General features: G+C 51.0%; 15 protein-coding genes. 3 read left to right on the top strand and 12 right to left on the bottom strand.

Annotation, left to right across the window (positions count from 1 at the left end):
* Positions 1 to 28: 28 nt before the first annotated feature.
* From Pla110_RS00875 to nrdR, 7 genes are all read right to left on the bottom strand, one after another.
* Positions 29 to 4,405 carry a hypothetical protein gene (locus tag Pla110_RS00875; protein ID WP_144992264.1) on the bottom strand — a complete coding sequence of 1,459 codons (4,377 nt, stop codon included), beginning with the start codon at positions 4,403 to 4,405 and terminating at the stop codon, positions 29 to 31.
* Positions 4,406 to 4,470: 65 nt separating this feature from the next.
* Positions 4,471 to 7,281, bottom strand: a complete 2,811-nt coding sequence (locus tag Pla110_RS00880) for a hypothetical protein (RefSeq protein ID WP_144992266.1) — start codon at positions 7,279 to 7,281, stop codon at positions 4,471 to 4,473.
* Between the two features lie 63 nt (positions 7,282 to 7,344).
* Entirely contained in the window at positions 7,345 to 9,573 is a 2,229-nt protein-coding gene (locus Pla110_RS00885) for a BatA domain-containing protein (protein WP_144992268.1), read from the bottom strand.
* 9 nt (positions 9,574 to 9,582) lie between these two features.
* Positions 9,583 to 10,551 (bottom strand): DUF58 domain-containing protein, encoded by a 969-nt coding sequence (locus Pla110_RS00890; RefSeq protein WP_144992270.1) that lies wholly within the window; start codon positions 10,549 to 10,551, stop codon positions 9,583 to 9,585.
* Positions 10,552 to 10,873: 322 nt separating this feature from the next.
* Complete coding sequence (locus Pla110_RS00895; protein WP_144992272.1) at positions 10,874 to 11,920, bottom strand: AAA family ATPase; 1,047 nt, start codon at positions 11,918 to 11,920, stop codon at positions 10,874 to 10,876.
* Positions 11,921 to 11,981: 61 nt separating this feature from the next.
* Positions 11,982 to 13,172 (bottom strand): prenyltransferase/squalene oxidase repeat-containing protein, encoded by a 1,191-nt coding sequence (locus Pla110_RS00900; RefSeq protein WP_144992274.1) that lies wholly within the window; start codon positions 13,170 to 13,172, stop codon positions 11,982 to 11,984.
* Between the two features lie 299 nt (positions 13,173 to 13,471).
* On the bottom strand, positions 13,472 to 13,927 hold the full coding sequence (gene nrdR, locus Pla110_RS00905) for a transcriptional regulator NrdR (protein WP_144992276.1): 456 nt from the start codon (positions 13,925 to 13,927) through the stop codon (positions 13,472 to 13,474).
* 642 nt (positions 13,928 to 14,569) lie between these two features.
* On the opposite strand from nrdR, the gene Pla110_RS00910 reads away from it, so the two are divergent.
* The gene (locus Pla110_RS00910; protein ID WP_197440421.1) at positions 14,570 to 15,235 is read left to right on the top strand and encodes a response regulator; all 666 of its coding nucleotides are present in this window, start codon (positions 14,570 to 14,572) and stop codon (positions 15,233 to 15,235) included.
* 91 nt (positions 15,236 to 15,326) lie between these two features.
* Positions 15,327 to 17,030, top strand: coding sequence for a sensor histidine kinase (locus Pla110_RS00915; RefSeq protein WP_144992278.1), 1,704 nt, complete (start codon positions 15,327 to 15,329; stop codon positions 17,028 to 17,030).
* A gap of 50 nt (positions 17,031 to 17,080) precedes the next feature.
* Here the strand turns inward: Pla110_RS00915 and Pla110_RS00920 are convergent, their stop codons facing one another.
* The 3 genes from Pla110_RS00920 to Pla110_RS00930 form a co-directional block, all read right to left on the bottom strand.
* On the bottom strand, positions 17,081 to 17,650 hold the full coding sequence (locus Pla110_RS00920; RefSeq protein ID WP_144992280.1) for a YqgE/AlgH family protein: 570 nt from the start codon (positions 17,648 to 17,650) through the stop codon (positions 17,081 to 17,083).
* A gap of 369 nt (positions 17,651 to 18,019) precedes the next feature.
* Positions 18,020 to 19,474 (bottom strand): leucine-rich repeat domain-containing protein, encoded by a 1,455-nt coding sequence (locus tag Pla110_RS00925; RefSeq protein ID WP_144992282.1) that lies wholly within the window; start codon positions 19,472 to 19,474, stop codon positions 18,020 to 18,022.
* A 158-nt stretch (positions 19,475 to 19,632) separates the two neighbouring features.
* The gene (locus tag Pla110_RS00930; protein ID WP_144992284.1) at positions 19,633 to 20,085 is read right to left on the bottom strand and encodes a hypothetical protein; all 453 of its coding nucleotides are present in this window, start codon (positions 20,083 to 20,085) and stop codon (positions 19,633 to 19,635) included.
* 333 nt (positions 20,086 to 20,418) lie between these two features.
* On the opposite strand from Pla110_RS00930, the gene Pla110_RS00935 reads away from it, so the two are divergent.
* Positions 20,419 to 20,808 carry a hypothetical protein gene (locus tag Pla110_RS00935; RefSeq protein ID WP_144992286.1) on the top strand — a complete coding sequence of 130 codons (390 nt, stop codon included), beginning with the start codon at positions 20,419 to 20,421 and terminating at the stop codon, positions 20,806 to 20,808.
* 1 nt (position 20,809) lies between these two features.
* On the opposite strand, the gene Pla110_RS00940 is transcribed toward Pla110_RS00935, so the two are convergent.
* Positions 20,810 to 23,845 (bottom strand): PVC-type heme-binding CxxCH protein, encoded by a 3,036-nt coding sequence (locus Pla110_RS00940; RefSeq protein ID WP_144992288.1) that lies wholly within the window; start codon positions 23,843 to 23,845, stop codon positions 20,810 to 20,812.
* Positions 23,846 to 23,979: 134 nt separating this feature from the next.
* Positions 23,980 to 25,587 carry a DUF1080 domain-containing protein gene (locus Pla110_RS00945; protein WP_144992290.1) on the bottom strand — a complete coding sequence of 536 codons (1,608 nt, stop codon included), beginning with the start codon at positions 25,585 to 25,587 and terminating at the stop codon, positions 23,980 to 23,982.
* Between the last annotated feature and the right edge of the window lie 365 nt (positions 25,588 to 25,952).

The raw sequence follows: 25,952 nt of genomic DNA on the forward strand, positions 1-25,952 counted from the left end.
GAGGGTTTCAGGGAGATTTACAGAACGGCTACCGTTCTTCTGCCAGTTCGCGGGCGAGGACTTCAAAGTACTGGTCGATAGCAGCACGGTATTGTTCGGGAGTCAGCTTGCCCTGGTTTTGCTTCATTCCTTCTTCGAGGGTGGAGATGAGTTTGTTCCAGTCAGTCTGGCGAGCTCCCGATTGATTCCGTTGTGCCTGCGCATTCTTGAGTAAATCACTCTGCAGTCGGTTGAGTCGCTGCTGCTGAAATTGAGCACTCACGATTCCCCCCATTCCACCACCTGCACCGCCGGCAGAAGGGTTCATCCAGTCCATGATCAATTGCAGATTGGAAGGGCGCCGTAGAATTGCCAGGAGTGTTCTTTCCTGGGAGAGTCTTTCACGCTCCAACATCGCCAGTAAGTCTTCTAACGTGAAACCGACCTCTAAATCATCCGGATCTGGTGTGCCGGATTCCTGTTTATTTATCTCTTCCATCATCCGGTCGAGCATGGCGTCAAACAGCTTTTCGGCCGCATCGAGTTCTATGTGTGCCTGCTGTTGATGTTCGAGTGATTCTTCAAGTTTGTCCTGAAAGAGAGCCGTTTCGCTACTGGTCATCGCGGCTGCGGCATCGATTTGCAGTTTTCGTTTCAGGTCTGCTGCCATCTTTCGAACCTCCGAAGGAAATCCGGCCAGTTGAGGCTCCAATGCCTGAAACTTACTGACGAAGACGAATGTTTCATCAAGCAGATTGAACTGATCGATTTCGGCTGCGCCTAAATAATCCCCTTTACCATAAGCTTCAGCGGACTCAACCCAACTTTCCAGATCCTGATTGAGTTCATCAATCTGCGCGACACGGTTGCCTAAGTGCTCTTTGAGTTCATTGCTCGCATTAGGATAAATTTCATTGATTTCGTTCTGGAACTCTTCATAAGCAGCGATCAATTCTTTTGCCCGCGCCGCCTGTTCTGAATTTTCAGTCTCAATGAGTTCATTGGCCTGAGTGGTCAAGGCCGCGGCTCGGTCGTTGAACTTCTTGATATCCGCTTCGGCCCCGTCGATTTGTTTAGGAAGCCAAGTGACGAATTTGTCATGAATTGCGCCTGAAGATTCTACCAGACTATAGACCTGTTGCTGGTGTCGTTCGAGTAGAGCTTTGGGGAAGGGGCGATCCGTTTTCTCGCTTCCCTCTTCAGCGGATGCTTCATCCGCCGCTTTCACCCGTTTTTGATATTCGATCCAGTATTCACCTTCCCGGGTGATCCGTTGCTGTGCCAGATTCATCTCGGAAAGTTGCTCTCGGAGGAGAGTCGTCTGGTTTTCCACTGAATCCATAAATCGTTTTAACAAACGTGGATCTTCCGCCAGAATCTTGGCCAACTCGGCGTAGATTTCCTGTCGTTTTTTCAGGATCTCTTCCAGCTTCTGTAAGTATTCATCGCTGAATTCCGTGTCGAACGGTTTTCCCTCAGTGACATTGTTGACCGGCTTTTCATTGCCCAGCATCGTCAAAGAGTCTTCGAGATAAACTTGATACAGTTTATCGATGCGTTCCACTTTGTCGGCAATTTCTTCATCCCGCTTGACGTTCTCGTACTTGCGAGTGAGTTGTTCCAGCAAAACGAGTGCGCGTTCAATATGGAAAATCGTTTTATCAACGAGCGGTTGCCGCTCTTCTTTCGTTTCCAGCTTAAGTAAATCGCCCCACAAATCTGCAGCGGGTTCGACATGGGAGACCTGGATCGAGTCGACCTGTAAACCGATGAAGGCGTAGGGGGTTGCTGAACTTTTCTGTTTGAGTTCCTGGATCGCACTAATCGACTGTTTCAGTTGCTGGGCTGTCAATTTGTACGATTGCGGAATCGCAACGGCCGTCTCTGTGCTGGACTGGAGATATTCGTTGTACAGATCGGAGTTCTTCTGCGCGCTGGTCAGGAGTTCTTTGAGTTTTTTGAGAATAGGATCGATTGCCATCTGATATTTCTTTCGCCGCTGTCCCTCGAAGCGACTCGCGAATTCGTCAATCATAATTCGCTGTTTGGAAGAAGTCGAATTCTGCTGTTCCACATCAAGCATCCGGCGACCCATGTCGTTCGGCGGAGGCGTCGCTCCCGGTTCGACCTCTTCAGGGGATGGACGCTTGTTGGCATCTTGCCCCTCTTTCTCTTCTGGCGAGAACGGCAGAGGTTCAAAGTCGCCTTGATCGTTGGTAGTCGGACTCGATGCTGGTGAATCCGATGTTTCATTCGTCTGAGGGACGTTCCGGCTGCTGGGGCTGGGCATATTCTCGCCGGATGGATTTCCCGCTTGCTGCGAGTTGGCATTGCCATTCTGCTGAGATTTGTCTGATACATTTTGTTCGGCATTGTCCTGCTCTTCGCCAATCCTAATCTGGCGCGTTTCCTGTTCAGGTTTCTGTTGAGACTCTCCTTCAGAACTCGACCCGGAACTGGCTCCACCACTTTGCTGGCTCGGGGATCCTGACGGACTGCTCGACTTACCTTCCCCAGTATTCGAAGAGGGTGAGTTTGATCCTTGCGGATTGATTTCGGAGGGGTTGGTCGCCTCTCCCGCTGCATTCTGCTGTGAAGGATCTTGGGGCGAAGATGGACCGGAGGGACTACCAGTCTGTTCTGAACTCTTCTGCTGCGATCCCTGCGGTTGAGAACCTTGTTGTTGAGAACTCGCAGATGGTGAGTTTTCAGAAGAAGAGTTTTTCGAGTCTTCGGAGCTCGCTTGGGCGGAGTCGCTCGGTTTACTGCCGTTCGAGTTCGCGCCCTTATTGTTTTGTTGGTCTGTGCTCGGGTTATTCTTGCTGTTCCCGTTTTGGTCTCCGGTTTGTTGATGACCATTCGGTTGATTCTGTGACGGCAACGGAGTTTGAGCCGGGCTGAAGTCTGCGTTCGATTCCGGGTTAGAGACGTTTTCCTTGGAGTCGTATACACGAACGGCGTAAGACAGAACGTCGTCGTTCTGGAGATCAAGTTCGTTCAAGTCGAGTGTGGTGGACGCACTGAGATACGACTTGTCTTGCTGTTCTCCGAGAGGAATGTCGATGACTTTCGATTCAACAGGGGGGCCATTGGGATCGAGTGGGTTTTCCTTATATAGAACGAGTTCCGCCTTGGTGATAGCGAAGTCGTCGCGAGCCATGAATTCGATATCAATCACATCGTCACCGGGGACAGAGATCTCATCGTCAGGAGTGACGATCGTCACAGCCGGGGCCCGGTCTTCATAAACGGTGATGCGGCAAAGCGGAGGCTTGCGATTGGCTAGTCCGTACTCGTTCATCAGATGTGGTGAGAAGGAGAAGGACTTCTCCAGGGCGACGTTGTACTCGAATGTTCGATCAGAGATGGCATTCAGTATTACTTTATCACTATTCGCCATGTCCAATGTCATCGTGTCTAGCGGTTGAGAGATCCGGAACTCGATGGACAACTGGCTTCCTTTTACTGCCCGAACGCGTGGGGGAAGTTCGTTTAAGTTCTCTTTGGGCAGTTCCGTATACGCGGGAGGCGTCAGTTTGAATTTGATCTGTTCGAATTCGGGACGTTCGGCGATGTCGACTCGGTATAATTCCGTTTGCCCGTCACCCGCCCGCCATCGATAGGTGAAAGGTTGTGCGACCGATTTGATTTGATGCAGATAACGAGGGCTTTCGACTCCCTCGGTCACCAGAGAAAGCGAAATCTGTTGCTCTCCCTCTCCATCGGGAGTGATGAAAAGCATCGCTTCGTTGGCGTCGCCTGAAGTCAACAAGGTTGAGAGGGTCAGGCTCTCCTCGATAGGGACGATGAGGTTCTTATTTTGAGAATCGAGTTTGACGAGGCTGATATCCGCAAACGGTAACCAGAAACGCGAGAGCAGAACCAACATCTGCATCGGCGCGAATAAAAACGGAATCAGCAAGGCGGCGGCGAGTGCGAGCAAAATATTACGCCACTGGAGTAATTCTTGTCGGTCAACAATTTGTTCCGGATTCACAAACCGGCCACGATCCTGGGCCTCACTACGGACCTGATCTAGCATAACGGCTGTGCTTGTTCCTGAAGTATGTCGCCCGCTCAGATTCAGGATGGTCGACCACCGTTCTTCCAGTTCGGGAACGGAAAGATCCACCTGCCTTGCAACCTGATCCAGTGAATCCCGTTTGAGGTAGGGTTGGATTACTTTCAGACAGAGAACTACTCCTGTCAGACCGAGAACTGTGAGTGTAAGGATTAAACGGACGGATGTATGGAACAACACCAGCGAACCATCGATCAGCATGCTAAGCAGCAGCAGGGCCAGAAAACAGGCTGCTGTTTTCAATAGCCCGGTTTGAATTCGAGTCAGCATGGTCCGGTGCTCAACTGCGTTCAACTTCTGGTTGATTTCCGCAGGAAGCATATTGGCTGTCAGGTTGCTCGCCATCGTTCAGATCCTCATACCGAGGGAATGTGTTATTAAAAGGAGATCTTGTTTGCCAGCAGAAAATATTACGCCAGACCGACCCGTTTGCGGATGGTCCATTCGATAATCAGACATCCACAAAGTAACCCCAGAATCGACCAGCTTGGCCAGGTCGCCTGTCGCTGGATTTCTTCAGTCACCAACGGTTTCAAGTCCGTCAAAAAAGCGACCTCGCTCATCGAGGTGGGAGGAATTACAATTCCGCCCGTCAATTGCGCGAGTTGTTCTAACGTCGTCAGGTCGCAACGGGTATCTACCAACTCTCCCGTTACGGGTGAATCGAATCGAATGGGAACAGACGGAGTTCCTTCGAATTCTTCCTGAGCGAGTAATTCGCTCACTTTCGCACCTTCAACCTGGATTTCGTAATCGCCGGGACTGAGAGGAGCAAACTGTCCCCGGTACCTTCCGGGGATCTGCTGATCCGCACGGAGCTCAACTTGTGATTTCGTTTGACCCTCTTGTTGGACACTGGCAGTAAGGATGCCATCGGTAACGGGTCGTTGTTGAGGGTCGGATAAGGTGACCTCGACTTCAACCGGTTCCCCACTATTGTAATTCTCTTTATCCGTGCGAATCTTTACGTATTGGGAACCGCTCGAAATATCTCGTGCGACGACACTACGAAGCAGTTGTCCCCAGAAGCGGTGATGGTAGAGATCTCCCTTACGGGCACGCAAATGATAGGTCGCCGGCGAGGAAATATAGGTGACGGATCCTTTACCGACCAAATGCCAACAGAGGAACGAAGGGGTCTCGCCCTGCTGCTGCAGAAAATTGGAACCAGACAGACTGGCAACGGAAATCAGATTGTGACTGGTTGGTTTGGGAATCGAAAAGGGTGAAAGGTAATAGATCGGCATCGTCCGACTGGTTTCTTCCCAAAGCTTCTGATTATTGCCGCCCGAATTACCCGTCAGATTGAGGGCACCCATGTTCTGGCCTGCAGGAGTCAGTTGTAATGCATAACCTTTGTTGTTGTTCACGGGGAAGGGGGAAGTCTCGACCGGCAGGATTTCACCAATCGGTCCATTGATGTACCGCTGCGGCATCGATTCGGTCCCCGCGATGATAATCACATTACCTCCACGGCGAGTCACATATTCATACAGGGAATCCTGGGATTGCTGCGAGAACTTACTCGGCTCGATATCGCCCAGAATGACCACGCGGTAACGAGCCCATTCATCCACCGTCTGAGGAAGACTGGAGGTTAACGAAGGAGGACCCGTTGCCGTGATCTCCGGATCGAAAACCAGTTGATCGAAAGTCACTTTCTCGTCGCGATCAAACAGATTAACGAGGTATCGATATTCCCAACGCCAAACCTGGTCCGCCAGCAGAATGTGCATCTCATCATCCACGACATCGACCGAAACGGTGACCTCGTTATTATCCTCTCGCGCTTCGTTCTCAATCGCTTCCACGGTTAAAGTGAATTCATGTCGGCCAAGTTCCTGTTTGGGAGCAACGAAACTAAGGCGATGATGCGAGCGGTCGGAGAGAACGTCTATCGTCTGACTGTCGATAACCTGGTCTCCCTTCATCAGCCGCACGACGAGCAGTTCAGCTTCACAATCGATGGTGTCAATCATCGTTTCAAAGGTGATGTTATCTTCCTTCATCACGGCTGCTGGCACTTCCGGAGCGTGCAGAATGACATCCCGGATTTTCCGAACGTTACCAATAGGAACCGGATAGATGGGAAGTTTACCAAGCCCATTGGCAACCCGTTCGGGGGTGCGGTCTGTAGCGACGGTCTGTTTTCCATCTGTTAGTAAGATGACAGCCGAAAGCGATTGTTGTCCTGCTTCCTGATTGAGAAGATCGAGCATCGCTGAAAGGTTAGTCGCACTGGCCGCATTTGATTTAGAAGACGCCTCTTTAGCGGTTTGCGAACTTGTCGCCAGCGTCAACTGTTCCCCCCAGGTCGGTTGGGTTAACGCGGCTGGTGAACTGTCGAAGACGTATCGTTTGACATTAACCTGATTGGTCAGATCCTTCAGCCAATCCTGCTCTGCGGAATTCAATGCGGCTTCTACTTTTTCGAGTCGTGAACTTTGTGAACCAGGAATGGTGGCATCCACCGTTGCGGGAATCATGTCATAAGCCAACTGGTTGACTACACGCAATTCCTTTTCTACCTCCGACTTCAGATCGGCAAACAGACTGATTTGGGCGTAATCGACGACCGTGTCTGCCGCAGCGTACGCGGCTTGCATTTCTTTCAGATGGGGTGTCAATTGATTATTTAGCATTCGATCCAGGTCGCTGAGGTCCGCATTGTTCGGCAAATCAGGCCGAGTCTGTAATGCCGTTAGCTGAGTCTGTGTCCGTTCAATAATGTTGGGGAGCCGTTTTAAACGCTCCTGGATCTTGTCAGCTGGTTCCGCCTGCTGCATCGCCTGAATGGTTGACGAGAATTCTGTTTGCAATGCTTTCAGGTCGAGTTGTAAACGGTCGAGCAAGGTCACCGTCGTTGGAGTTGTTGTCTCTTTGGCGGCGACTTCCCACCGTTCATCCTGGGTGGGATTGAGTGGATCGATAGTCTGCATACTCTCGCTTACGTCAGCAACAACCGCGATGGTACGACGTGTTTCCTGCCGGATGGTGGTACGTAAGGTCGGCCCCAATAGCATCCATAATAGTGCTGCGAGTCCCAGGAACCGAAATCCCCAGAAGAGCCAGACAATCTTTCGGCCCGACCGTCGGTATTCCGTATAAAGCGTCACTGTGAACAGCGCAACGATCGCCAGGCCGATCAACAGAATCTGCGTTGGCGAAAACGGCCCCTCGAAAGCGGCTTCCTGAATGACTTGTACCTGATCGTCTGGCATGAGGTCTCTACAAAGAACGGAGTAATCTTAGGACGCTGAAAATCTAAAAATGGAAACGGCTTATTATTCCGTAGTTAAACTTCCGGAATAACGGCGGCGAGCGATGAACAGGGTTAACAACATTTCCGCAGCAAAACAGAACAAAGCGATTAATAGCAAGTATGTCCAGAAAGGGGTCGGGGGTGGTTCAGCCTGCTCGTAACGACTAATGTCTTCAGGCTGTTGTTCTCCAAATTGAAGTCCACCCTGTTCGATTAACTGCTGTTGCAGCGCTTCACTTAAGGGCGTCAGCGTCGATTCCTCCCGGTTGCGGGAGACATAAAATGGAGTCAGCAATTGGGGATCTGCCTCCTCTGATTTTAATTCAAGCTGATATGAACCGGGCCAACTGGTGTCGGCGAAGAAGACACGGTTTTCTCCTTCTTGGTGAAGAACCGCCGGTCGCTTGGTTTGGGAAAGTGGTGTCTTCACTTCCAACAGGTTCGTTTCGATCTGACTGTTCGTACTGAATCGGAATGTTTCTCCCGGTTCCAGATTAAGCTGGGCTGCAGAAGGCTGCGCCAGATAGAGCAACCATTCCTGAATCATCGCCACGTACAATCGGCAGATCGGCAGGTTCGACCAATCGAGGTCGAACGGAATCGATTGCACAACAACGCGACCCCGACCGAGGAAGTTTTCTACAACGAGGGGACTGCCTGACGCAGTTTCCAGCCAGATTCGATTGCTGGGAAAATTATCAGGAGCGGCTTGTCGAATGTATTCCGTCAAGCGGACTTCGTGGATGTCGAGACGTTCCAGGTCGCCGATAATGTTTAACGCCGAGTGTGTTCGTTCGGGGGGAATCAGCACGTCATATGGTTGTTCCGTTGGAGTATCACTCCGAAGACCTTCCAGCGGCAAAGGTGCCAGTCCGGCGCCGCCGCGATGAAAGGACGCGTTGAAACTGTCCAGGTTCGTTTCTGGTCCTGGGATGATCCAGAGACCACCTCCATTGCGAACGAATCGGGTGAGATTCTGCATTACTGCTTCCGAAACAGCGGGGACTTCCGTTAACAGCAGACAGGCGTAGGGGTCCAGGTTTTCGCCTTCCAGGTCTTCCCAACGGATCAATCTGGGTTCAAATACTGATTTCCAATGATCGATTTCCCGCGCGATGGAAGATTGGCCCAGAGCAGCAAGAATCAACCGTACGCCTCCAGAAGGAGGTTCAACATTCTCGGCGCTGCTGACAATAAGGAGTGGGATTCGCTCCACTACGGAGAGTATTCTTTCGCTACGGTTGTCGAGTTTTAAATCATCTTTTACTGGGGTACTGCATTCGACACGCACGATCCCCGTCTCCGTGGCGGCGTAATCAAAATCAACCTCGGCAGTTTCGCCTGGTTCAATGCTGGGAATGCTGGACCCACCGATGTCGGTTTCATTCGCCTTCCATTCGAGCGACACATTCTTGATCGGTTGTGTTCCGCGATTCCGTACAACAGCAGTGAAGGTAACCAACTCGTCGAGTGAGACATGTGTGCGAAGACTACGAATTTCTTCCAGCGAAATATTCTGATATGTATTTCCCGGAGTGACAGAGGGAGTCCAGACCTGAATCGACGTACTGATGGCAGCGCGTTCCTGCTGGTGACGAATCTTCTGCCAGAGCGTATTCGAATCGGCCTCCCAGCCTTCCGCAAAACCATCGGTGAATAATTTGATTTTCCGCAGGTAAACGTCCTGTTCTGGTTCGGTCTCCATTGACAACATTAACGTAGCGCCCAGGTTGGCACTGGCCATCGTCGGTTCCAGCTTGTTGAGATCCTGTTTGAGCCGAGAGCGTGTATCGCTGGAAAGTTCCAGTGCCGCAGGATATAGCCAATCGGGCCGCTCCCCGGCAAGCAACACACGGAGTTGTGTTCCGTCATTCAGTTCGTCCAATTCTTCGTTGACAGCTATTTTCAGTTCATCGAAGAGTGTTTGGTTTTGCTGCTCCAAGTCGGTAGAGAGGGAAACATCAATGATCAGTACGACTTCTTCTTGAACCGTCCCGAAGCCGAATAGACCGCTGGAGACCATGGGTTGTGCGATCGCAAGAATGATACCCAGAATGACCAGCGTACGGAGAATCATGAGTATCAGCTCGTCGATCCGTTTCATACGGCGCTGATGAATGATCTCCGGGGCCAGGAACTGCATCGCTCCCCAACTGACAACTTCGCGCTGGCGACGTCGCAGCAGATGTATGACCACCGGAATAGCGGCCAACGGCAAAGCCCAGAGAAAAAGAGAACCGAGAAAACTCACACGCGACTCCTAGACTTTGATGCCAGCATTACGGCGGGAAAGGTATTGAGCGAGAACAGTTCCCAACTCGGAGCCAGTGTTTAATTGAAAGTATTCGCAACCCATTTCCACAGCACGTCTTTGCAATTGTGTTTGGAATTCATTCAGCCGCTTCAAGTACCCTTTGCGGACTGCATGAGGATCGACGTCGAGAATGAGGTTGTCCTCTTCCAGACATTCGAACTTGGACATTTTGTCGAATTTGAATGTTAGCTCTTCGGGGGCAATCGTCTGGAAAATCAGGATTTCATGACCGCGTAATCGAAGATGGTGCAGTGCCTGAGTAAGCGGTTCGAGTTCTTCAAAACAATCGGAAAAGAGCAGGATCATTCCTTTCCGTTTCATTCGCCGTCCCAGTTCATGCAGGGAAGTCGAGAGGGAGGTCATTCCGGAAGTCTCTTCGTTGAGTAAGGTGCTGAGTAGCGACTGCAAATGTGTCGCGCTGGAGCGGGGCGGAATGAACTTTCGAATGGATTGATCGATTAAGGTGAGCCCAACTGAATCGCGTTGCCGCAGAACCAGTCGTGAGAGACAGGCGGCAGCCAGCCGGGCGTAGTCGAATTTGCTGATGGTGGAGCCGCTGTATTTCATCGAACCACTGGCATCAACGACCATCATTGCCTGTAAGTTCGTCTCTTCCTCAAACTGTTTAATGTAATATCGATCCGATTTCGCAAAGACATGCCAGTCGATCAGCCGAATTTCATCCCCCGCTGTGTAGGGACGGTGCTGGGCGAATTCGAAGCAGCCCCCTTTGTGCGTGGAGCGATGTTTGCCCGTCAGAAAACCATCCACCACCCGCTGTGTCAGTAACTCCAGGTGCCCTATCTGCCGCAGAACATCCGGATCGAGCAAAGTATGTTTCTTGCTCTTCGGTTGCGGCTCCGCGTCATTAGAACGCTTGATCCAAGACGCCTTTTTCAGAACGGAAAGTTTCATACGGAGGTAATTCTCTGAGGTAAATAAATGAGCGTATTTATCGTGACTCTAAATAGTGATCTTTGTTTGGACCACGATATGGTTGTGTTATTTGTCAATGTCTTGGATATAGGGTTCTTTTGTGATCATAATTCTCTTTCAACACTAAGGCTCGAAGTCACGAAGGATTTATTGATGTCTGTTTACTCATGAAGTTAGTGGACGAATTCTTATTTCTTAACAGGAATTGTCTTCTTCGTGTTTTTCTTCGTTCCTTCGTGACTTTGTGTTTCAAATGAAACAACGACTCTTTAAGTCATGAGACGCTTCACTGAAGGCGATCTTACACTCGCGCCGGTTGACCATTCGCCCGTGTGCGGCCTTGCTGTTTGAGGGTCGTGATAATCGCTTCAATCACATGATCGGTGCTGACTCCCGCTGCTTCGGCGTTGAAGGTGGGGATGATTCGATGTCGCAAGATAGGCAGCGCGACTGCTTCGACGTCGGCGGTGGTGGCATGATATCGTTCATGCAGAATGGCGCGAGCTTTCGCCGCCATCAGTAGATAAATACTCGCCCGGGGTCCCGCTCCCCATTGAACCATCTCTCCCATTCCATCGGGAAGTAATCCCTCTTCAGGGCGAGTCATGCGGGCCAGTTGCACGGCGAATTCGTAGACATGATCCGCCACAGGGACTCTGCGGACAACCTTTTGCATCTGTAGAAGATCTTCACCAGTAATGACGGGGCTCAGGTCACACAAATATTCGGTGGTGGCGCGACGGCAGATTTCAATTTCATTGGCAAAGTCGGGGTAACCCAGGTGTAGCTTGAACATGAACCGGTCGAGCTGGGCTTCGGGTAATGAATAGGTTCCTTCCTGCTCGATTGGGTTCTGTGTCGCCAGGACGAAAAAAGGATCGGGAAGCATGTAGGTTTCATCACCCACGGTCAGTTGCCGTTCCTGCATTGCTTCAAGTAATGCACTTTGGGTTTTCGGCGGTGTTCGGTTGATCTCATCCGCCAGAATGATGTTGCCGAACAGGGGCCCTTTCACAAAACGAAAGGCCCGTTTGCCGGTCGTGCGGTCCTCTTCAAGTACGTCCGTTCCCGTGATGTCGGCCGGCATCAGGTCCGGGGTGAACTGAATTCGTTTGAAATCAAGGTGCAGCAATTGGGATAAGGTCGAGACCAACAATGTTTTTGCCAGCCCCGGCATTCCCTGCAAAATGCAGTGGCTGCGACAAAGAATAGCAATGAGCATCTGCTCCATCACATCGTCCAGCCCGACGATGATTCCCTGCATCTGCTCAATCAGTTGCTGGTATTGCTCGTGCAGTTTTTTAACAGCGGCCAGTTCTTCGGGAGTGACTTCAGGTTCGGAACTCATAGGGGACTCGTCAGTTTGAGAAAAGGTGATAGACAGATCGAGTGTTTGGATTGGCGGTTGGTTAACGTTGATAGATCGGTAGCATCTGATAAGGAGGAGTGAGCGAAAGTACCATCAACGAGGTTGTGTAGACGTCGCCCATCTGAGACTCGTGTCGCGATTCACGATCCCAGGCACCGGTCGAGCGTTGATTGCTGGTGATTGTTTCCAGATAAGTCGGGAAAAACTGATCCCAATAATCGCCGCCCAGCAGAAACATTGCCTGACTGCAGTAGTACGCGCTGTAGTGGTAACGGTCATCAGGATGTCGGCGGCGGTTGTAAGTGTCGAACGGGTTTTTCAGAATCCAGTCGCCCGCGGCGCGTGCCATAGGAGTATTGTGATCTCCCGCCATCGCCAGTGATACGACTCCTCCCGCAACGGTGGCACCGCTGGCGTAATACTCTTCAGTCCAGCTTTTGTTAAGTGTATAGACAAAACCACCGATTTGCGGATCGAAGGAGCGTTTGATGTACCCCATCGCATCCTCAACGTATTCCTGAGGAACCTCGAACCCAGCGTTCTTTGCGGAGCGATAAAACATCAGGTTCCAGGCGGAAGCGGTCAGGTCGGAATCGTTAGGACCGTAAGGGCGATGATATCGCCAGCCTCCTTTGTCTTGTGGGTTCCTCTTAGGAAGAGTCTGTCGCATCCGGGAATAAGCGAGTGCATCATCGATCCCCTTTTTGATTCGAGCAGACATTGGACCGCTCGTTTGCCCGTAGGCTTCACCCAGCATCAAGCCGGAGATGGCATGATGGTAGTTCGGACGGGAACCCCCAAGGGAAATGATGCCTGAGGACTGTTGCGATACAAGAACAAAGTTGATCGCTTTGTCCAACTGCCTTCCATAGGGACCATGTTGTGGGATGTGCCCCCGGGACAGGAATGCCATGATGCACAAGGACGTGATGCCCGGTTGCCCGGAACGGGGCGCCATAAAGGAGCCATCCGCCTGTTGATTTGCGGAGATGTATTTGAGCCCTCGATCGACGGCAGTATCGATCTTCTGCCACTGTGCCGGAGTCAGGCGGTCTGACGGGTTGTCCGTCCCATCAGCTGCAGATGCTGTTGAAATACAGAGAGAACTTGTTCCCCAGAGGAGCAGGAATCCAAGGGAGAGTAGGGCAGGATACGTCGCTCGCCAAATCCTGAAGGGAGTGGCTTGTTTTGAGAGGCTTCTATCCGGGACTTGGCCCTGCGTGAACAGCATCCAGTTCTGCCTTCCGTCAATCTATTCTCGTGTGAGGGAATTTCGACCACAAGCCTGGGGGCGTACTGAGAATATAAATACACCCTCTATACTGACGAAAATAGATCCGGTTCGGACCGCTGTAATTACGAGAATTCCTTTTATTTTGTATAAAAATTACCAGTCCCGAGTCGGAGGAATTCGAGTGGAGACCAGGCGCATGCGCGGCCAAATAACGCAATTCGCATTGCGTTTCGAGCAAGCAGCGGGAAAATCGCTTCAAGATAGGAACGACGGTCAGTGGGAGACCAGGAGAAAGATTACCCGTCTGAACGTAAAATCGGATTGAGTTCGACGACGAAGTCTCTTACGTCTTTGAATTCCCGGTAGACCGAGGCGAAGCGGACGAAGGCAACCTGATCGACATTGCGGAGGGCTTCGAAGACTTGTTCTCCAATGTAGCGGCTGTCGACTTCTCGTTCGAAGTTCTCGTAGATATTGACTTCGACTGACTGAATGATGTGTTCAATGTCTTCGGCGCTGATAGGGCGCTTGTAGCAAGCCTTTTCGAGACCGGCGCGGATTCGCTCCCGATCGAAAGGGACACGCAGGCCATCTTTTTTAACGACCTTTAGCGGGACTTCTTCGATTTTTTCATACGTCGTGAACCGACGTCCGCAGTGGAGACATTCGCGACGTCGGCGAATAGAAAACTCCTGATTGCCGCGGGAGTCGATCACTTTCGTCTCCCCCTGCCTGCAGAACGGACACATCATGAGTCCAGCTACTCCTGATAGAAATCTCGACCAATAACACGCCCCAGCCAGGCCGAGTGGATGGCTCCTCTTTGTGATGTTCGTCCAGCAGGGACGAACATCTACCTCTTAGGACCCACGATCAATTCTGGGAAAGAGGCAATTTCGGAATACTCCACACTTTAACCGACCGCTCTGCTTATTCCTAGTATTTCCTTTGCAGGGCGGGAACCTTTTCTCAGATCAGCTATGGATGGCGATTTGCAGTAAATCCCCTAAAGAAGACAATTTACGACACTCGGAACAGCAAGTTCTTCACGCTAACGAAACCCCACCACCGGCCTGGTCGCGATGCCAGCAGCGTGAATCCCCCCAGTTCGATTGTTGGTCCCGTTCCGGCTGTAAATAGGCTTGAATCGCGCAAGGAAAGTCTGATTGTATCGGTCCTGATGGCTTGTTGTCGCAGCGCTGAACCGGTGCTTTGATCGGGTGATTAGGTATGAATGGTCGATGCGAGGCCGAACAAAAGCCAGAAATTGATTGAGATCGTAATAAGACCGATTTGACAGCTTATTCCTGTGACCTAGGTTTAGAGGGAACCTGAACCCATCGGCCTGATGAAATTGGGCTGGCGAGTGCAGGTTCCCAAGAGCTCCTACGGAGATGGACTCCCACCCCCTCACCATTGAATTTACCAACACGAATTTACATCTACTGATTTATCAACTGGGAGTGTTCATCATGAAACGTAAAGCTGTTTTGACGACCGGGGAAGTTGCCCGCTATTGTTCCGTACATTTTCGCACAGTTTTACGATGGATCGAACGAGGCGACTTAAACGCTTACAAGTTACCCGGACGAGGTGACAACCGAATACGAATTGAAGACTTTCTCGACTTCCTGGCAGAACATGAAATGCCGATTCCCGCCGAGTTGGGAGAAGAAGTAAATAATAAAATTCTGATCGTCGAAGATGAGCCCCGCATGGCTCGCTGCATTGAACGCGTGCTGCATGGCACGAAGTATGAAGCTGTTGTCGCCACGGATGGATTTCGGGCAGGGGCATACTTGAAAACCTTTCAGCCCCGCGTGATGACTCTCGACCTGCAAATGCCGGGTCTGAGTGGCTTCGATGTGCTGACGTTTGTCCGTGCAACCAAAGAATTATGCGATACACGCATCCTGGTGCTATCCGGTCTGGGCGAAGAAGAGTTGACACAAGCCTCTCTCGCTGGAGCCGATGCCGTCATGTCCAAACCCTTTGATAATGACGAGTTGCTGGCCACGATCAACCAGCTGATGGAAAGCCCTCAAGGGGCCCATGTTTAACGGAATGTCCGTTATTTCCCAATGAATCAAACGCAGACTCTCGGCCGGATCATACCGCCGGGAGTCGATTGCGTTTAACCGTGGGGTCGATATGTCACCTGTTGTGAATGCCGCCAATTCTTCGGAAGCGACTACCGGTCGCCCTTTTTTCAAACAGGCCACGGTTCTCATTCTGAGTCCGCGAACAGCCGAGCAAATCAGAATCAAAACCTGGTTACAAAGTAGCCAAGTGGAGGTTCTCCTGTCTGCTCAACTGTCCGAGGTTCGAGAACAAATCGTAGCTCACCATATTGATTTGCTGGTCATTGACGATCATTCGAACGAAGACCACCAAGCGACAGCGGGTCTCGCCCTGCAGCTCATCGAGGGAATTGAGGCCCTGCAACTCATCGAGAGAATTGAGAGTGTGCAGCGGTGGAAGATTCCGTTTGTTGTCCTGACGAACAATGTCAATACTGAGACCGCTGTGGAGGTAATGAAACGAGGAGCCCTGGATTATCTGGTGAAAGATGATCGGCTGGAAGATCGTCTTCGGTCTGCCGCCCAGAGAGCTTTAGCGAATTCACGTGCCAATCAGATTCTGTCGAACCTGGAGGGAGAACTGAATCAATTCGAACAACGAACGCGGCTTATTCTTGATACTGCTGCAGAAGCATTTGTCTCAATAGATGGTGATGGAACTATCGTGGACTGGAATGTCTCTGCGGAGAAAATCTTTGGGTTTCAAACTCAAGAAATCGTGGGAAAAAATATCACGGAAACAATCGTTCCCGAACGTTATCGCCAGCAGGTGGCTGAGGCGTTATTGCTGTTTAAGAAGTCTCCTCGATTGAGTGAGTCGTTACGGAAATTCGAATCGACGGCACTAAAAAAAGATGGGCATGAGGTTCCCATTACCTTATCGCTCAATGTCGTTGAATTGGAGACGACCCACCTCATCGCTGGTTTTGCCTGCGATATTTCCAAACGATGCGATCTCGAATCCCAATTGATTCAGTCAGAGAAAATGGCTTCGCTCGGACATTTGGCCGCAGGTGTCGCGCATGAAATCAATAACCCCGTCGGGTTTGTGACCAGTAATGTCGCCACACTCGTAGAATACATTGAAGTCTTCAAAGAGGTAATCACTCTTCAGACAGAAGCGTTGGAAGGAGTCGGTTCAGCTGACGATTCCTTGCTGTCAGCTCAACTGAAAAAAATTGAACAGTACAAACAAAAAGAGGACTACGAATATCTCAAAGGCGATATCGACGACTTGATCAGCGAGTCCACCGAAGGGCTGATTCGGGTCAAAGAGATCGTACAGAACCTCAAAACATTCGCCCGCGTCGATGACGCCGAAACCAAAGAGGCGAATATCAACGACTGCCTCGATGCCACGCTAAAAGTGATCTGGAACGAGATCAAGTACAATTGCGAACTGGTCCAGAATTACGGCGACTTGCCACCGCTACGTTGTTACCCCGGCCAGTTGAATCATGTCTTCATGAATCTCCTGGTAAATGCGGCCCATGCCATTCAGGAACGGGGAACGATCGTCGTCACAACGAAAGCAGACGACAAACAGATCCTCGTCAGTATTCGGGATGATGGTCACGGAATCGAACCGGAGCATCTTCCGCAGTTGTTCACACCCTTCTTTACCACCAAACCGGTCGGGAAGGGGACAGGCCTTGGGTTATCGATCGCTTATGGAATCATTCAGAAGCACAAAGGCATGATCGATGTGAAAACCGAGATTGGCAAAGGAACGACTTTCACGGTCGAGTTGCCGTTCGAGGGTGTCGAAGGTTAATCCAGCAATGGTTGTTGCTGTGGTTCTCTAACCCTGGTTGTTGCCGGGCTCTAATTGAACTCGGGATTGCCGGATACCTTGGGCATCAGGCCCTGGTATGGAGTCGCTTCGCGAGACATGCGTTCCCAGAAATCGTACGGTTCCGCGCCCAGAAGATCTTCTGTTTCAGCCGGATGAACGATCCAGTCGCCGCGTGCGACTTCGGACTGTAACTGATTTGGAGCCCAACCAGCGCATCCGGAGAAAATTCGAAACCAGCGACCGGAGCCACCCATACCGAGCGTTTCTATAACTTGCTCGAATGTCTCGGCACTGCTGCCCAGAAAGATACCAGGCAAAATGTTGGGTTCGCCATCTTTGTACTCGGTGAAGCTGTGCAGCAGAAAGAGCGCCGTCGGTTCAACCGGTCCGCCGATGAACAGTCTTTCTTCGGTTTCAGGAAGATAAAAGAAACCTTCGACCGCTTGGGAGACCCGCAGAGCAGAGGGGTGATTGATGATCAGCCCCATCGTGCCTTCTTCGTCATCGTCTTCAACAATCAGGACGACGCTTTTATAGAAGTTGGGATCCCGCAATTGACGACTGGCGATCAGATATTTACCTTTAAGTGATTCTGTCATCCTATCCTCGGTAACGATTGAAGACTCGACTTAGACGTTGAATGTAAGGCAGCCTGTGGTATTGAGCTAACCGTCATTACACACTAACGACTATTACAAATTGTGCCGTCCGGAAAGGAACCGGGCGACGAAACAGGCCGTTCTTCAGAATCGACATGCATATATTTCTCTTTGCTGCAGGGGGCAAATAGTATTGTCGAATTCCAAAACAAAGAGGCTGTCTCAATTATAGAAACAGAGTTCCTCTCGGGAAATGGGAAGATTTCTATTACACGTTATTTGCGAGGGAGTTGCCATGGAAGCTCATGTGTGGCGGTAACTTCCGTAATGGAATCGACCCATATAAAAAAATGGTGACCCCTGCGATGATCAAGGATTTTGCTTCTGGAAGAAGGCAACATTGCAGTTTGGCAGCAATTCGTCCAAACGCTTTGCCTCATCTCGGGTAATCCCGGTAAAAATTAATTGAATTTGCTCCAGAGATTCCAATTTAGCTAGTTGAGGAATCGCTTGGTCATCAACGAGTACGTCTCTTAATACTAATTGTTTCAATTCAGGGAATTCCTGCAATATCAGGATAGCATCATTACCGACTGGTATGTTGGCCAGAACGACCTTGTCGACCCCCTTAGAGCCCGTCAGGTACTTCAGGCCTTCTCCGGTAAACTGCTGGTTTCCACCCAGAGAAATCGTGTTTAGTTCTTTTAAACTCTGCAACGGTTTCAAGGCTTCATCAGAGATATCGGCGCCGGGTAGATAGAGTCCCTCCAGGTGGAGAAAATTGGCGAGTGGTTCGATGTCTTCGTCTGTTGCGTTTAAAGCATTGAATCGGATTCGTTTGATCTGGTGCATGTTTTGTAGATGTTTGAGCCCACTACTCGTAGTGCCCGTGAGATAGATGTTTAAACTTTCCATGTCCTCAAGGCCTGAAATCATCGCCAGTCCATCATCGCTAATTTTCTGGCAACCCATCATGTTGAGCAATTGCAGTTTCTTTAACTGGCCGATTGCTTCCATCGACTTGTCTGTTAAGTTGGAACAGTAATCGATTTCCAACATGCGCAACTGCGTAGCCGCTGCCAGTTCAACGAAAGATTCATCTTTCATTCGTGATGAATAGAGTGTGAAAACCTGGAGGCCAGGGATCGAGGCAATGTGAGACATCGCCTGTTTGTTGATATGCTGAGCACCTGATAAACGAACTTCCAGCAATGCCCCATGTTTGGCAATCGCTTCCGCCCCTTCTTCTCCAAACTCACAATCGTGAACGCTTAGAGACTGCAAGTTGGGGAAGTGCTTCAGTTGCGTCCAACCTTCTTTGCTGATTTCCGTACATCTGTCGAGATTCAGAATGCGAAGTTTCGGGCAACGGGTCAAGTCGGCCAATCCACTATCCGTGATGGCCGTTCCGCCGGCAAACACACGCTCTAGATTGGGCATCGTTCGCACGACTTTTAGCCCCTGATTGGTGAAAGGCCCGTCCTCAATTTGGAGTTCCTTCAGACTGTCGAATCCTGCGAGTTTCAGGAGAATGTCGTCAGTGAAGGTGCGTTGAGGTGGAAAGAAGACTTTAACAATTTCGCCCGTCTCGGCATCTTGTTCGGACTTAATTCCGAGTGGCTCCAGTTCCGCAACAATCTTCTGCTGCGCTTCCGCATCCAAACCAGGTGTCATCGCCAGCAACAGATCGTCCCATTTCCAGAAGAGGAAGACCACGATCAATAACAGGACGAGCAGCGAGTACTTGAGGTACCTGTAGCGCGGGGATGTCTTCGCAGGTGGGGTGTCCGGCTGTGCAGCGGAATCTGGTTCGGATGTTAACATAAGAACAAGGCTCTCGATGGGAGATAGGTGACGGGAGAGCAGCTGGGGAGAAACCCGTATTCATTCAGTCTGTCAGGCAACCACCTGTCTTACAATGCAGTAAATCTGTTTTTACTGCCTGAAAGCGGAATTCGAACCGGCAATCTGTTGGGGAAATCCTAGGATTCGCTCGACTTTTTAGTCTGATCTTCCGGATTTTTCACAGAAGTGACCGGTGCGTCGAAGGCGCTGGCTTCCTCCCGTTCTCGTTTTTCCATCAGGCTTTCGAGCTCTTCCGTCCGGGCCAGAAAGTCTCGTTCGTCCTGTTTGGCACTCAGAAACAGGCCCATAAAGGCGCTTACCACCAGCCAGGCACCAATACCGGCAACAATTCGGGAGTTTCCGTACAACTCCATCAGGTCCTGCACGCTGTAATCGACCCGGTAGTAGAGCTGACCCAGTTTGTTTCCGACGTACATCGCGAAGATCATAAACAGAATCGTGGCGATATGGCTGATAATAACCAGCCAGACGAACGACCCCGTATACGATTTATACAGATCCCTCCACAGTAGCAAAGCCATCCAGCCTGCCAGCGAGATCACGATAATAGAATTGACAAAGGGAGACATGAATCACCCGGCGTGCGGCCAACAAGGGAGGAGAAATTTCGAAGAATCACCCCGAAGAAGAAACTGCTGAGATATAGGAATTCGCCCCAATTGTACCACACGGCTACGGTCTGTCTCTCTGTTTTACACTGCTGAGCAACGGTTTGAGCTGATTCTTGATTGAGGTACCCTGTAATCCGGAACGCAATTGATTAAAATGGGCCCAACTCGTGCAATAAGAGCCTTTGGAAAAGTCTATCCTGCACCAGGGTCGACATCGTTCGCAGTTTCAAAGAGCAGTGTCAAAGAAATGCAGTCCTTAAGTAATACTTTATCCACGTAGAAAGTGCTCTCATGACCTTATCCGTCTCGGAACAGGCCTTAATCGCCACCACCCTGGACGAGCTGGAAAAGCTGACCCGCCATGCCCAGTCGGAGAACGTCCCTCTGGAGATTGAACCTCAAAGAGGCAAGCTGTTTGCCCTGTTTGTGAAAGCAGAGGCAGCCGGGTTGGTTGATGAGGAAACAGGCTCACTCTCGGCCGACGAAATTTGTCGGCAACTGGCAGTACGAGCCGGGTTGACGGAAGCAGCACGTCTGTCAACAGCACAGCAGGCCAAACTTCCTCCCGAACATCTCGCGCGAATGCGGGTTCTCTGGTCGCTGATGCGAATGTGGATGGAGTGGACCTACGCTTGGCGTCGCTGGTCCGAATTTCACACCGATGCCTCCGCACCAGCATAGCTTATTGCTCTTTCTTCAAGGTGCTCATGTATTCAACTAGATCGACGAGTTCTTCCTCGGTCATAATCTTCTGCATGTCTGCCGGCATCAATGAGATATCCTGTTTGATAAGCTCGTCTATGTTTTCCTGCTTGATCGTTCTGGAGATTCCGTCGACATTTTTGAACGTGATCTCTTCATCCGTGATACTGGTCAACACACCACTGTAGATGTTGCCGTCATCATCAATGATGGTGTACGACTCGTAGTTGTGGCTGATTCCCGCACTGGGAAAGAGGATTGCTTCATACATCGCTTCGCGGCTCAACTTGGATCCGATTTCCGTCAAGGCGGGGCCGACTTCTTTACCAAAGCCATGGACCTGATGGCATTTGATACAGGTGCCGACATCGTTGAAGACCAGACGCCCTTTGGCGACGTTTCCTTCTCGTTTCACCAGTTCCTGAATGGGTGGCAATGGTTTGTTGTTACGGGAGGGGGCTTGCGGGAACAATTTAATCGCTGCGTTTCGAATGTTCTGGTCCGCCGAACGCAATAGGGCCGCCTCGGCAGAGACCATCAGCTTCTTCGAGAGTTTTTTCTCGTTAATGCGTTTCAGCAACTGTTCCGCACCGTACTTCGATTTGCCCAGCTGTCCTGTCGCCAGGCGTCGCAGGGAGAGGTCGACCTCATCATCTTCGATGTACTTGTTGAAGACCGCCACGGAGCCACCATGCTGAGAGTTCCCGATCACTTGAATCAGTTTCTCTGCTTGTTCCGGCTCCATGGAATACAGGGCTTCGCGAATCACTTCATTCTGCTTCGCTTCGAGTAACGTCAGAATTGCCTTAACTGATAAAGAGGATTGTGGATCCGCAGTCGCGATCTCAATCAACTCTGGGTAACGATCCTTGAGTCCGTAGCGGCTGACCAGTTCGACATAGGCTGCACTTCCTCGCAGACGATTCAAGGCCTCGCTGAACTCTACTTCTTTGTTCTGTTCTCGTACCAGATCGTAAGAAGGCAAACGGGAGAGAGCTTCTTGTACAATCAGGTTCGTGCGGGCCGAACGATCTTCCGGGTTGGAACTGAGTGCCAGATCGAGCAGGACTTCGGATTTATCTTCCTGTGGCAGGAAATCAAAGGCACGCAGGTAACGGGGAACAGTTTCGTTAGGAACGTCCGCATCTCGGAGCAGCTTCGCCAGCATTCCAGCAGTTTGTTGGGCACGCGAACGCCAGACGATATCTCGATTCGAGGGACTGTTCCATTTGTCGCCCACTTCCTCCAACCAGGCCGAGAGGCAAGCGTCCCAACTATCGGCGGCACCGATGCCTAATGCTTCCAGATACCAGCGATCTTCACCATCGTGTTGCAGGGCAAGCTTTGCCCACAGGGGAGCTTTCACGTTTTGAGGAATGTCGCGCAGACTAAGAGCACATTCGCGTCGAACCTGCGGTGACGGATCGTTGATCAGTTGTCCGATCAGCGCCACCACATCGACGTCAGTCTGTAGAGCAACTCGCAGGGATTGCACGCGGAGATCGCTGTTTTCTTCCTGGCTCATTTCGTCAATGGTTTGTTGCGCCCGACCATCGATCTTGGCCAGTAACCAGTAAGCCCGAGCCTGAAAACGGGGGTTCTCATCCTGACTGAGGGCGACCAGAGTTGTTTCCGCATCTCGCTGCATTTCATGCAGGGCGGTCCAGGCCAGGTAACGCCTGGCTGCGTTAGGTGATTTTAGCGCTTCGGTCGCTCCCTCGGGAGTGGAAACATCGAACTCGGACGAATGATAAGGTGATTCGGGAGGAGCGATGCGGAACAGACGCCCTTTGGCGATGTCGCCCATGTGGTGTCCACCCACGCCCGGATCGTACCAATCGGCGACAATCAACGAGCCATCTGGAGCGACGCAGACATCGGAGGGCCGGAACCATTTGTCGCGTGTCCCCTCCATGATGTTCACGATCTCAGCGGAATAACCGGCGCCATCATTTTCAACGGGGTATGCGCGGACGATGTTCGGTCCGGCGTCTGTATGAATGATTTCGTTCTGGAAGACTTCCGGCAGTAACTTACCTTCGTAGAAGCAAATTCCCGTAGGGGATCCACCACCCGTTTGCAGCAGATTCGGAACAACACCGGGATCATTCAAGTGCCAATGTCGCAGAGGGACTTCTTCAGCCATGCCCACTCTGGGATCGCGCCAGCCCGCGCCGGTGATCTCGTCGCGATAACCAAAGTTGCCATGCTGCATCACATAGTTAATTCGAACACCTTGATTGCCATCGTCGTCATTGTCCGACTGCCAGAGGGTGCCGAACGAGTCGACAGTCACCTCATAGTTATTACGGAAGTTATGTCCCACTACCTCGAAATTACTACCATCCAGATCGCAGCGGAAAACCATCCCTCCGATATACGGTTGTCTGTTATCAACGACAGCGTGACCCTCTTTACTGATCACCGGGTTTCCTTCGGCGTCGTGCACGGCCTGTCCTGTGTTGCCGAAGTTCCAATATAGTTTGCCATCTGGGCCAAACAGGAATGCATGATTCGAATGGTCGTGCTGCGGTTGCCCTGTTTGGGAAAAAAGAACCTGTTTACGATCGGCTTTGTCGTCGCCATCGTCATCAATCAGAATGAACACATAAGGCGCCACCGAGACAATAACCCGGTTACCCAACACGCAGATTCCCATTGCCGTATCGATGTCTCGGCCTTGATAGAACACTTTTTTTGAATCTGCTTTTCCGTCGCCATCTTCGTCTTCGAAGATCAGAATGCGGTCCCCCTCGGGACGCTCCCCATTCCGTCGACGATAGTTAACCACTTCGCACACCCATACGCGACCGTATGCGTCGATGTCGATGTTCGTCGGGCTCAACATCTCCGGTTCTGAGACGAACAGTGACGCCTCCAATCCGTCAGCAATCTCCAGGCCTTCGATGGCATTCTTTGCTAGACGGTCCGGTTCCTTCTCGGCCCGTAAGGATGTGGAAAAACTCGAAATGCAACAGAGGGTTATCGAGAATAGTAGCGTGGGAAATGACTTCATTCGGATTCTCGTCTGATTAATAGGTAATCACGTGTTCCGGGTGAATCGCAGGTGATTGAACCTGATCGCGTTAATGGGCGATTCAATTCAATGAGAGTGTGCGAGCGGCGGACCCTGTCAACGGGGAAGCGAGCTTAGTTTGCGAGTGCCGTTTTCCATTCGGATAGCATCTTTTGAATGCGAGCGGGGTTGTAGTTGTCTGGTTTGGGATAGTCCTGGTTCGCTTCCAGTTCTTCAACAGTTGGTGTCGCGGAGGCCACTCCTGCTTCAGGAACTTCGCCGCCGGCTGTCCAGACGATTGCGTTTAATACAACTTTACGATGGCCGTCGTTTCCCCAGTTCCAGTGGTCGTGTCCTCCAGTGAAACCAAATCCACGTCCACCATCTTTACGCTCTCGTGCCCAGGCGACGTGCTGCGGTTTGCCTGCTTCGGCACGAACGTAGGGGTTACCACTGTGAGGACCATCGGGACGGCTGAGCGAACTTTTGGGGGGGATGTCCGTCAGGATGGGGGTGACGTTGTTCATTCCTTCTACAAACCGCATGTGATAATACCACTCGTCATGGATCTGAAATGGTTTCACACCGCTGGCGATTGGGTGTTCGGGGAACTGTGTGAAGTTAGCAGTCCAGTGGGGATTCACAGACCAGTCCATTTCAAAGAAACCACCGATCCACTCCAGAAACTTTTTTCCGGAAGGGTCCTTAGGAACTTCAACAGCGTAGTGAATCAAAACCAGGCCGACGCCTTTTTTCATCAAGGAATCGACTTCTTCCAGATGTTGATTGATCGGGTGGCGTTCGCCGCCATCACAGTAGACCACAATGCTGTCGGCACCATCAAACACGGAAACGTCAGTTGGCCAGCCCTCAGTGACGACCGTTGTCTCGTAACCGGACATGTTATCTTCGATCGCTTCAGCCAGCAGCATGCAACCTGCTTTATGTTCGTGGGCTCCGTAACCATGGCTTTTCGTGCCGGCCACAAAGACGATTTTTTTGTTTTCTTTCGCGGTCGTTTTTACCTTAGGGAGTTTTTTCAGTTTGATGTTCTTAAACTGCACCTTCATCGGGGGGCCAGCGTGCAACTGCAGAGCAAGGACACCTTTCTCGCGACGTTGTTCGACATCGTTGTCCGTCACTTCGCTCATGCGGACACCGTTGATGTAGTGCACGAAGTTGAAATCTTTCGCCACAATGCGGTAGTGGTTCCAGTCTTCTTTTTTGATCTCTTTCTGCAGGTCTTCTGTCTTGGCGAATTCTTCAACGACGGTTGGTTTATGATCATCGCCGATCACCGTAGCCTGACCCCGCAAGGCAAGGATCCCGCGAAATCGTTCGCCGTAGTTGATGCCGGAGTACATATCGCCCACTTCCATGTCGGCCTGGTATCCGCCCACAACCCATTTCTGGTCGGGAACTTCGAAGCTGCGATACTGAATCCCGGAGTTGTGACCCACGATTTTGTAATCGAGTTCCAGTTCAAAATCGCCCGGTTCGCCGCCACGCCAGATGATGAAGGTGTTCCCTTCGGTTGGATTCTCTTTAGTCGTTTCTCCGGTGATCGAGCCATCTTCGACACTCCAGAATTCCGGGTTTCCATCCCAGCCGTCCAAGGTTTTACCATCGAAAATCGAGATGAATTCGGGCTCTGCAGCTGGCAATGAAGTCGTACAGGCGATCAGAAAGACGCTTGCCAACGCCAAGACCGATTTAAGGATGGACGATGAGTGGTGGGACATAAACTATTCTCCAGTAGGCAATTATCGAAAGTCTTGTAAGTCAAAGTGGGGAGTAATCAGGTGGAATGACTGGTTCTGGCCGATGCAGGTTACTTATATGCATGTGATGGATCAAAATCAGCTGATCTATTGTTGTCTCACGCCCGAACGAAATGCAACTCTCTCCTCCCAGATACCCAGAACCATGCAGGTTTTCACTTTTCCGAGACTATCCTCCAGAACGAATGCAAGGAAATAGGTAGATAAGCAAAAGTTATCCGGTTGTGCAGACGATAACGATAGTGGCGATTTGTTTTTCGGTGCCAGGGGAGAGTCTACGTTTGGACTTTTCGACTGAATTCGGAAGCAGATAAAAAGACGATTGA

The sequence above is a fragment of the Polystyrenella longa genome, from assembly GCF_007750395.1.
Classification (GTDB): Bacteria; Planctomycetota; Planctomycetia; order Planctomycetales; family Planctomycetaceae; genus Polystyrenella; species Polystyrenella longa.

What these genes read in the sequence shown, in the direction of transcription:
- Pla110_RS00875 (WP_144992264.1), bottom strand. Translation starts at nt 4,405, where the DNA reads ATGGCGAGCAACCTGACAGCCAATATGCTTCCTGCGGAAATCAACCAG.
- Pla110_RS00880 (WP_144992266.1), bottom strand. Translation starts at nt 7,281, where the DNA reads ATGCCAGACGATCAGGTACAAGTCATTCAGGAAGCCGCTTTCGAGGGG.
- Pla110_RS00890 (WP_144992270.1), bottom strand. Translation starts at nt 10,551, where the DNA reads ATGAAACTTTCCGTTCTGAAAAAGGCGTCTTGGATCAAGCGTTCTAAT.
- Pla110_RS00895 (WP_144992272.1), bottom strand. Translation starts at nt 11,920, where the DNA reads ATGAGTTCCGAACCTGAAGTCACTCCCGAAGAACTGGCCGCTGTTAAA.
- Pla110_RS00900 (WP_144992274.1), bottom strand. Translation starts at nt 13,172, where the DNA reads ATGCTGTTCACGCAGGGCCAAGTCCCGGATAGAAGCCTCTCAAAACAA.
- nrdR (WP_144992276.1), bottom strand. Translation starts at nt 13,927, where the DNA reads ATGATGTGTCCGTTCTGCAGGCAGGGGGAGACGAAAGTGATCGACTCC.
- Pla110_RS00910 (WP_197440421.1), top strand. Translation starts at nt 14,570, where the DNA reads ATGGACTCCCACCCCCTCACCATTGAATTTACCAACACGAATTTACAT.
- Pla110_RS00915 (WP_144992278.1), top strand. Translation starts at nt 15,327, where the DNA reads ATGTCACCTGTTGTGAATGCCGCCAATTCTTCGGAAGCGACTACCGGT.
- Pla110_RS00920 (WP_144992280.1), bottom strand. Translation starts at nt 17,650, where the DNA reads ATGACAGAATCACTTAAAGGTAAATATCTGATCGCCAGTCGTCAATTG.
- Pla110_RS00925 (WP_144992282.1), bottom strand. Translation starts at nt 19,474, where the DNA reads ATGTTAACATCCGAACCAGATTCCGCTGCACAGCCGGACACCCCACCT.
- Pla110_RS00930 (WP_144992284.1), bottom strand. Translation starts at nt 20,085, where the DNA reads ATGTCTCCCTTTGTCAATTCTATTATCGTGATCTCGCTGGCAGGCTGG.
- Pla110_RS00935 (WP_144992286.1), top strand. Translation starts at nt 20,419, where the DNA reads ATGACCTTATCCGTCTCGGAACAGGCCTTAATCGCCACCACCCTGGAC.
- Pla110_RS00940 (WP_144992288.1), bottom strand. Translation starts at nt 23,845, where the DNA reads ATGAAGTCATTTCCCACGCTACTATTCTCGATAACCCTCTGTTGCATT.
- Pla110_RS00945 (WP_144992290.1), bottom strand. Translation starts at nt 25,587, where the DNA reads ATGTCCCACCACTCATCGTCCATCCTTAAATCGGTCTTGGCGTTGGCA.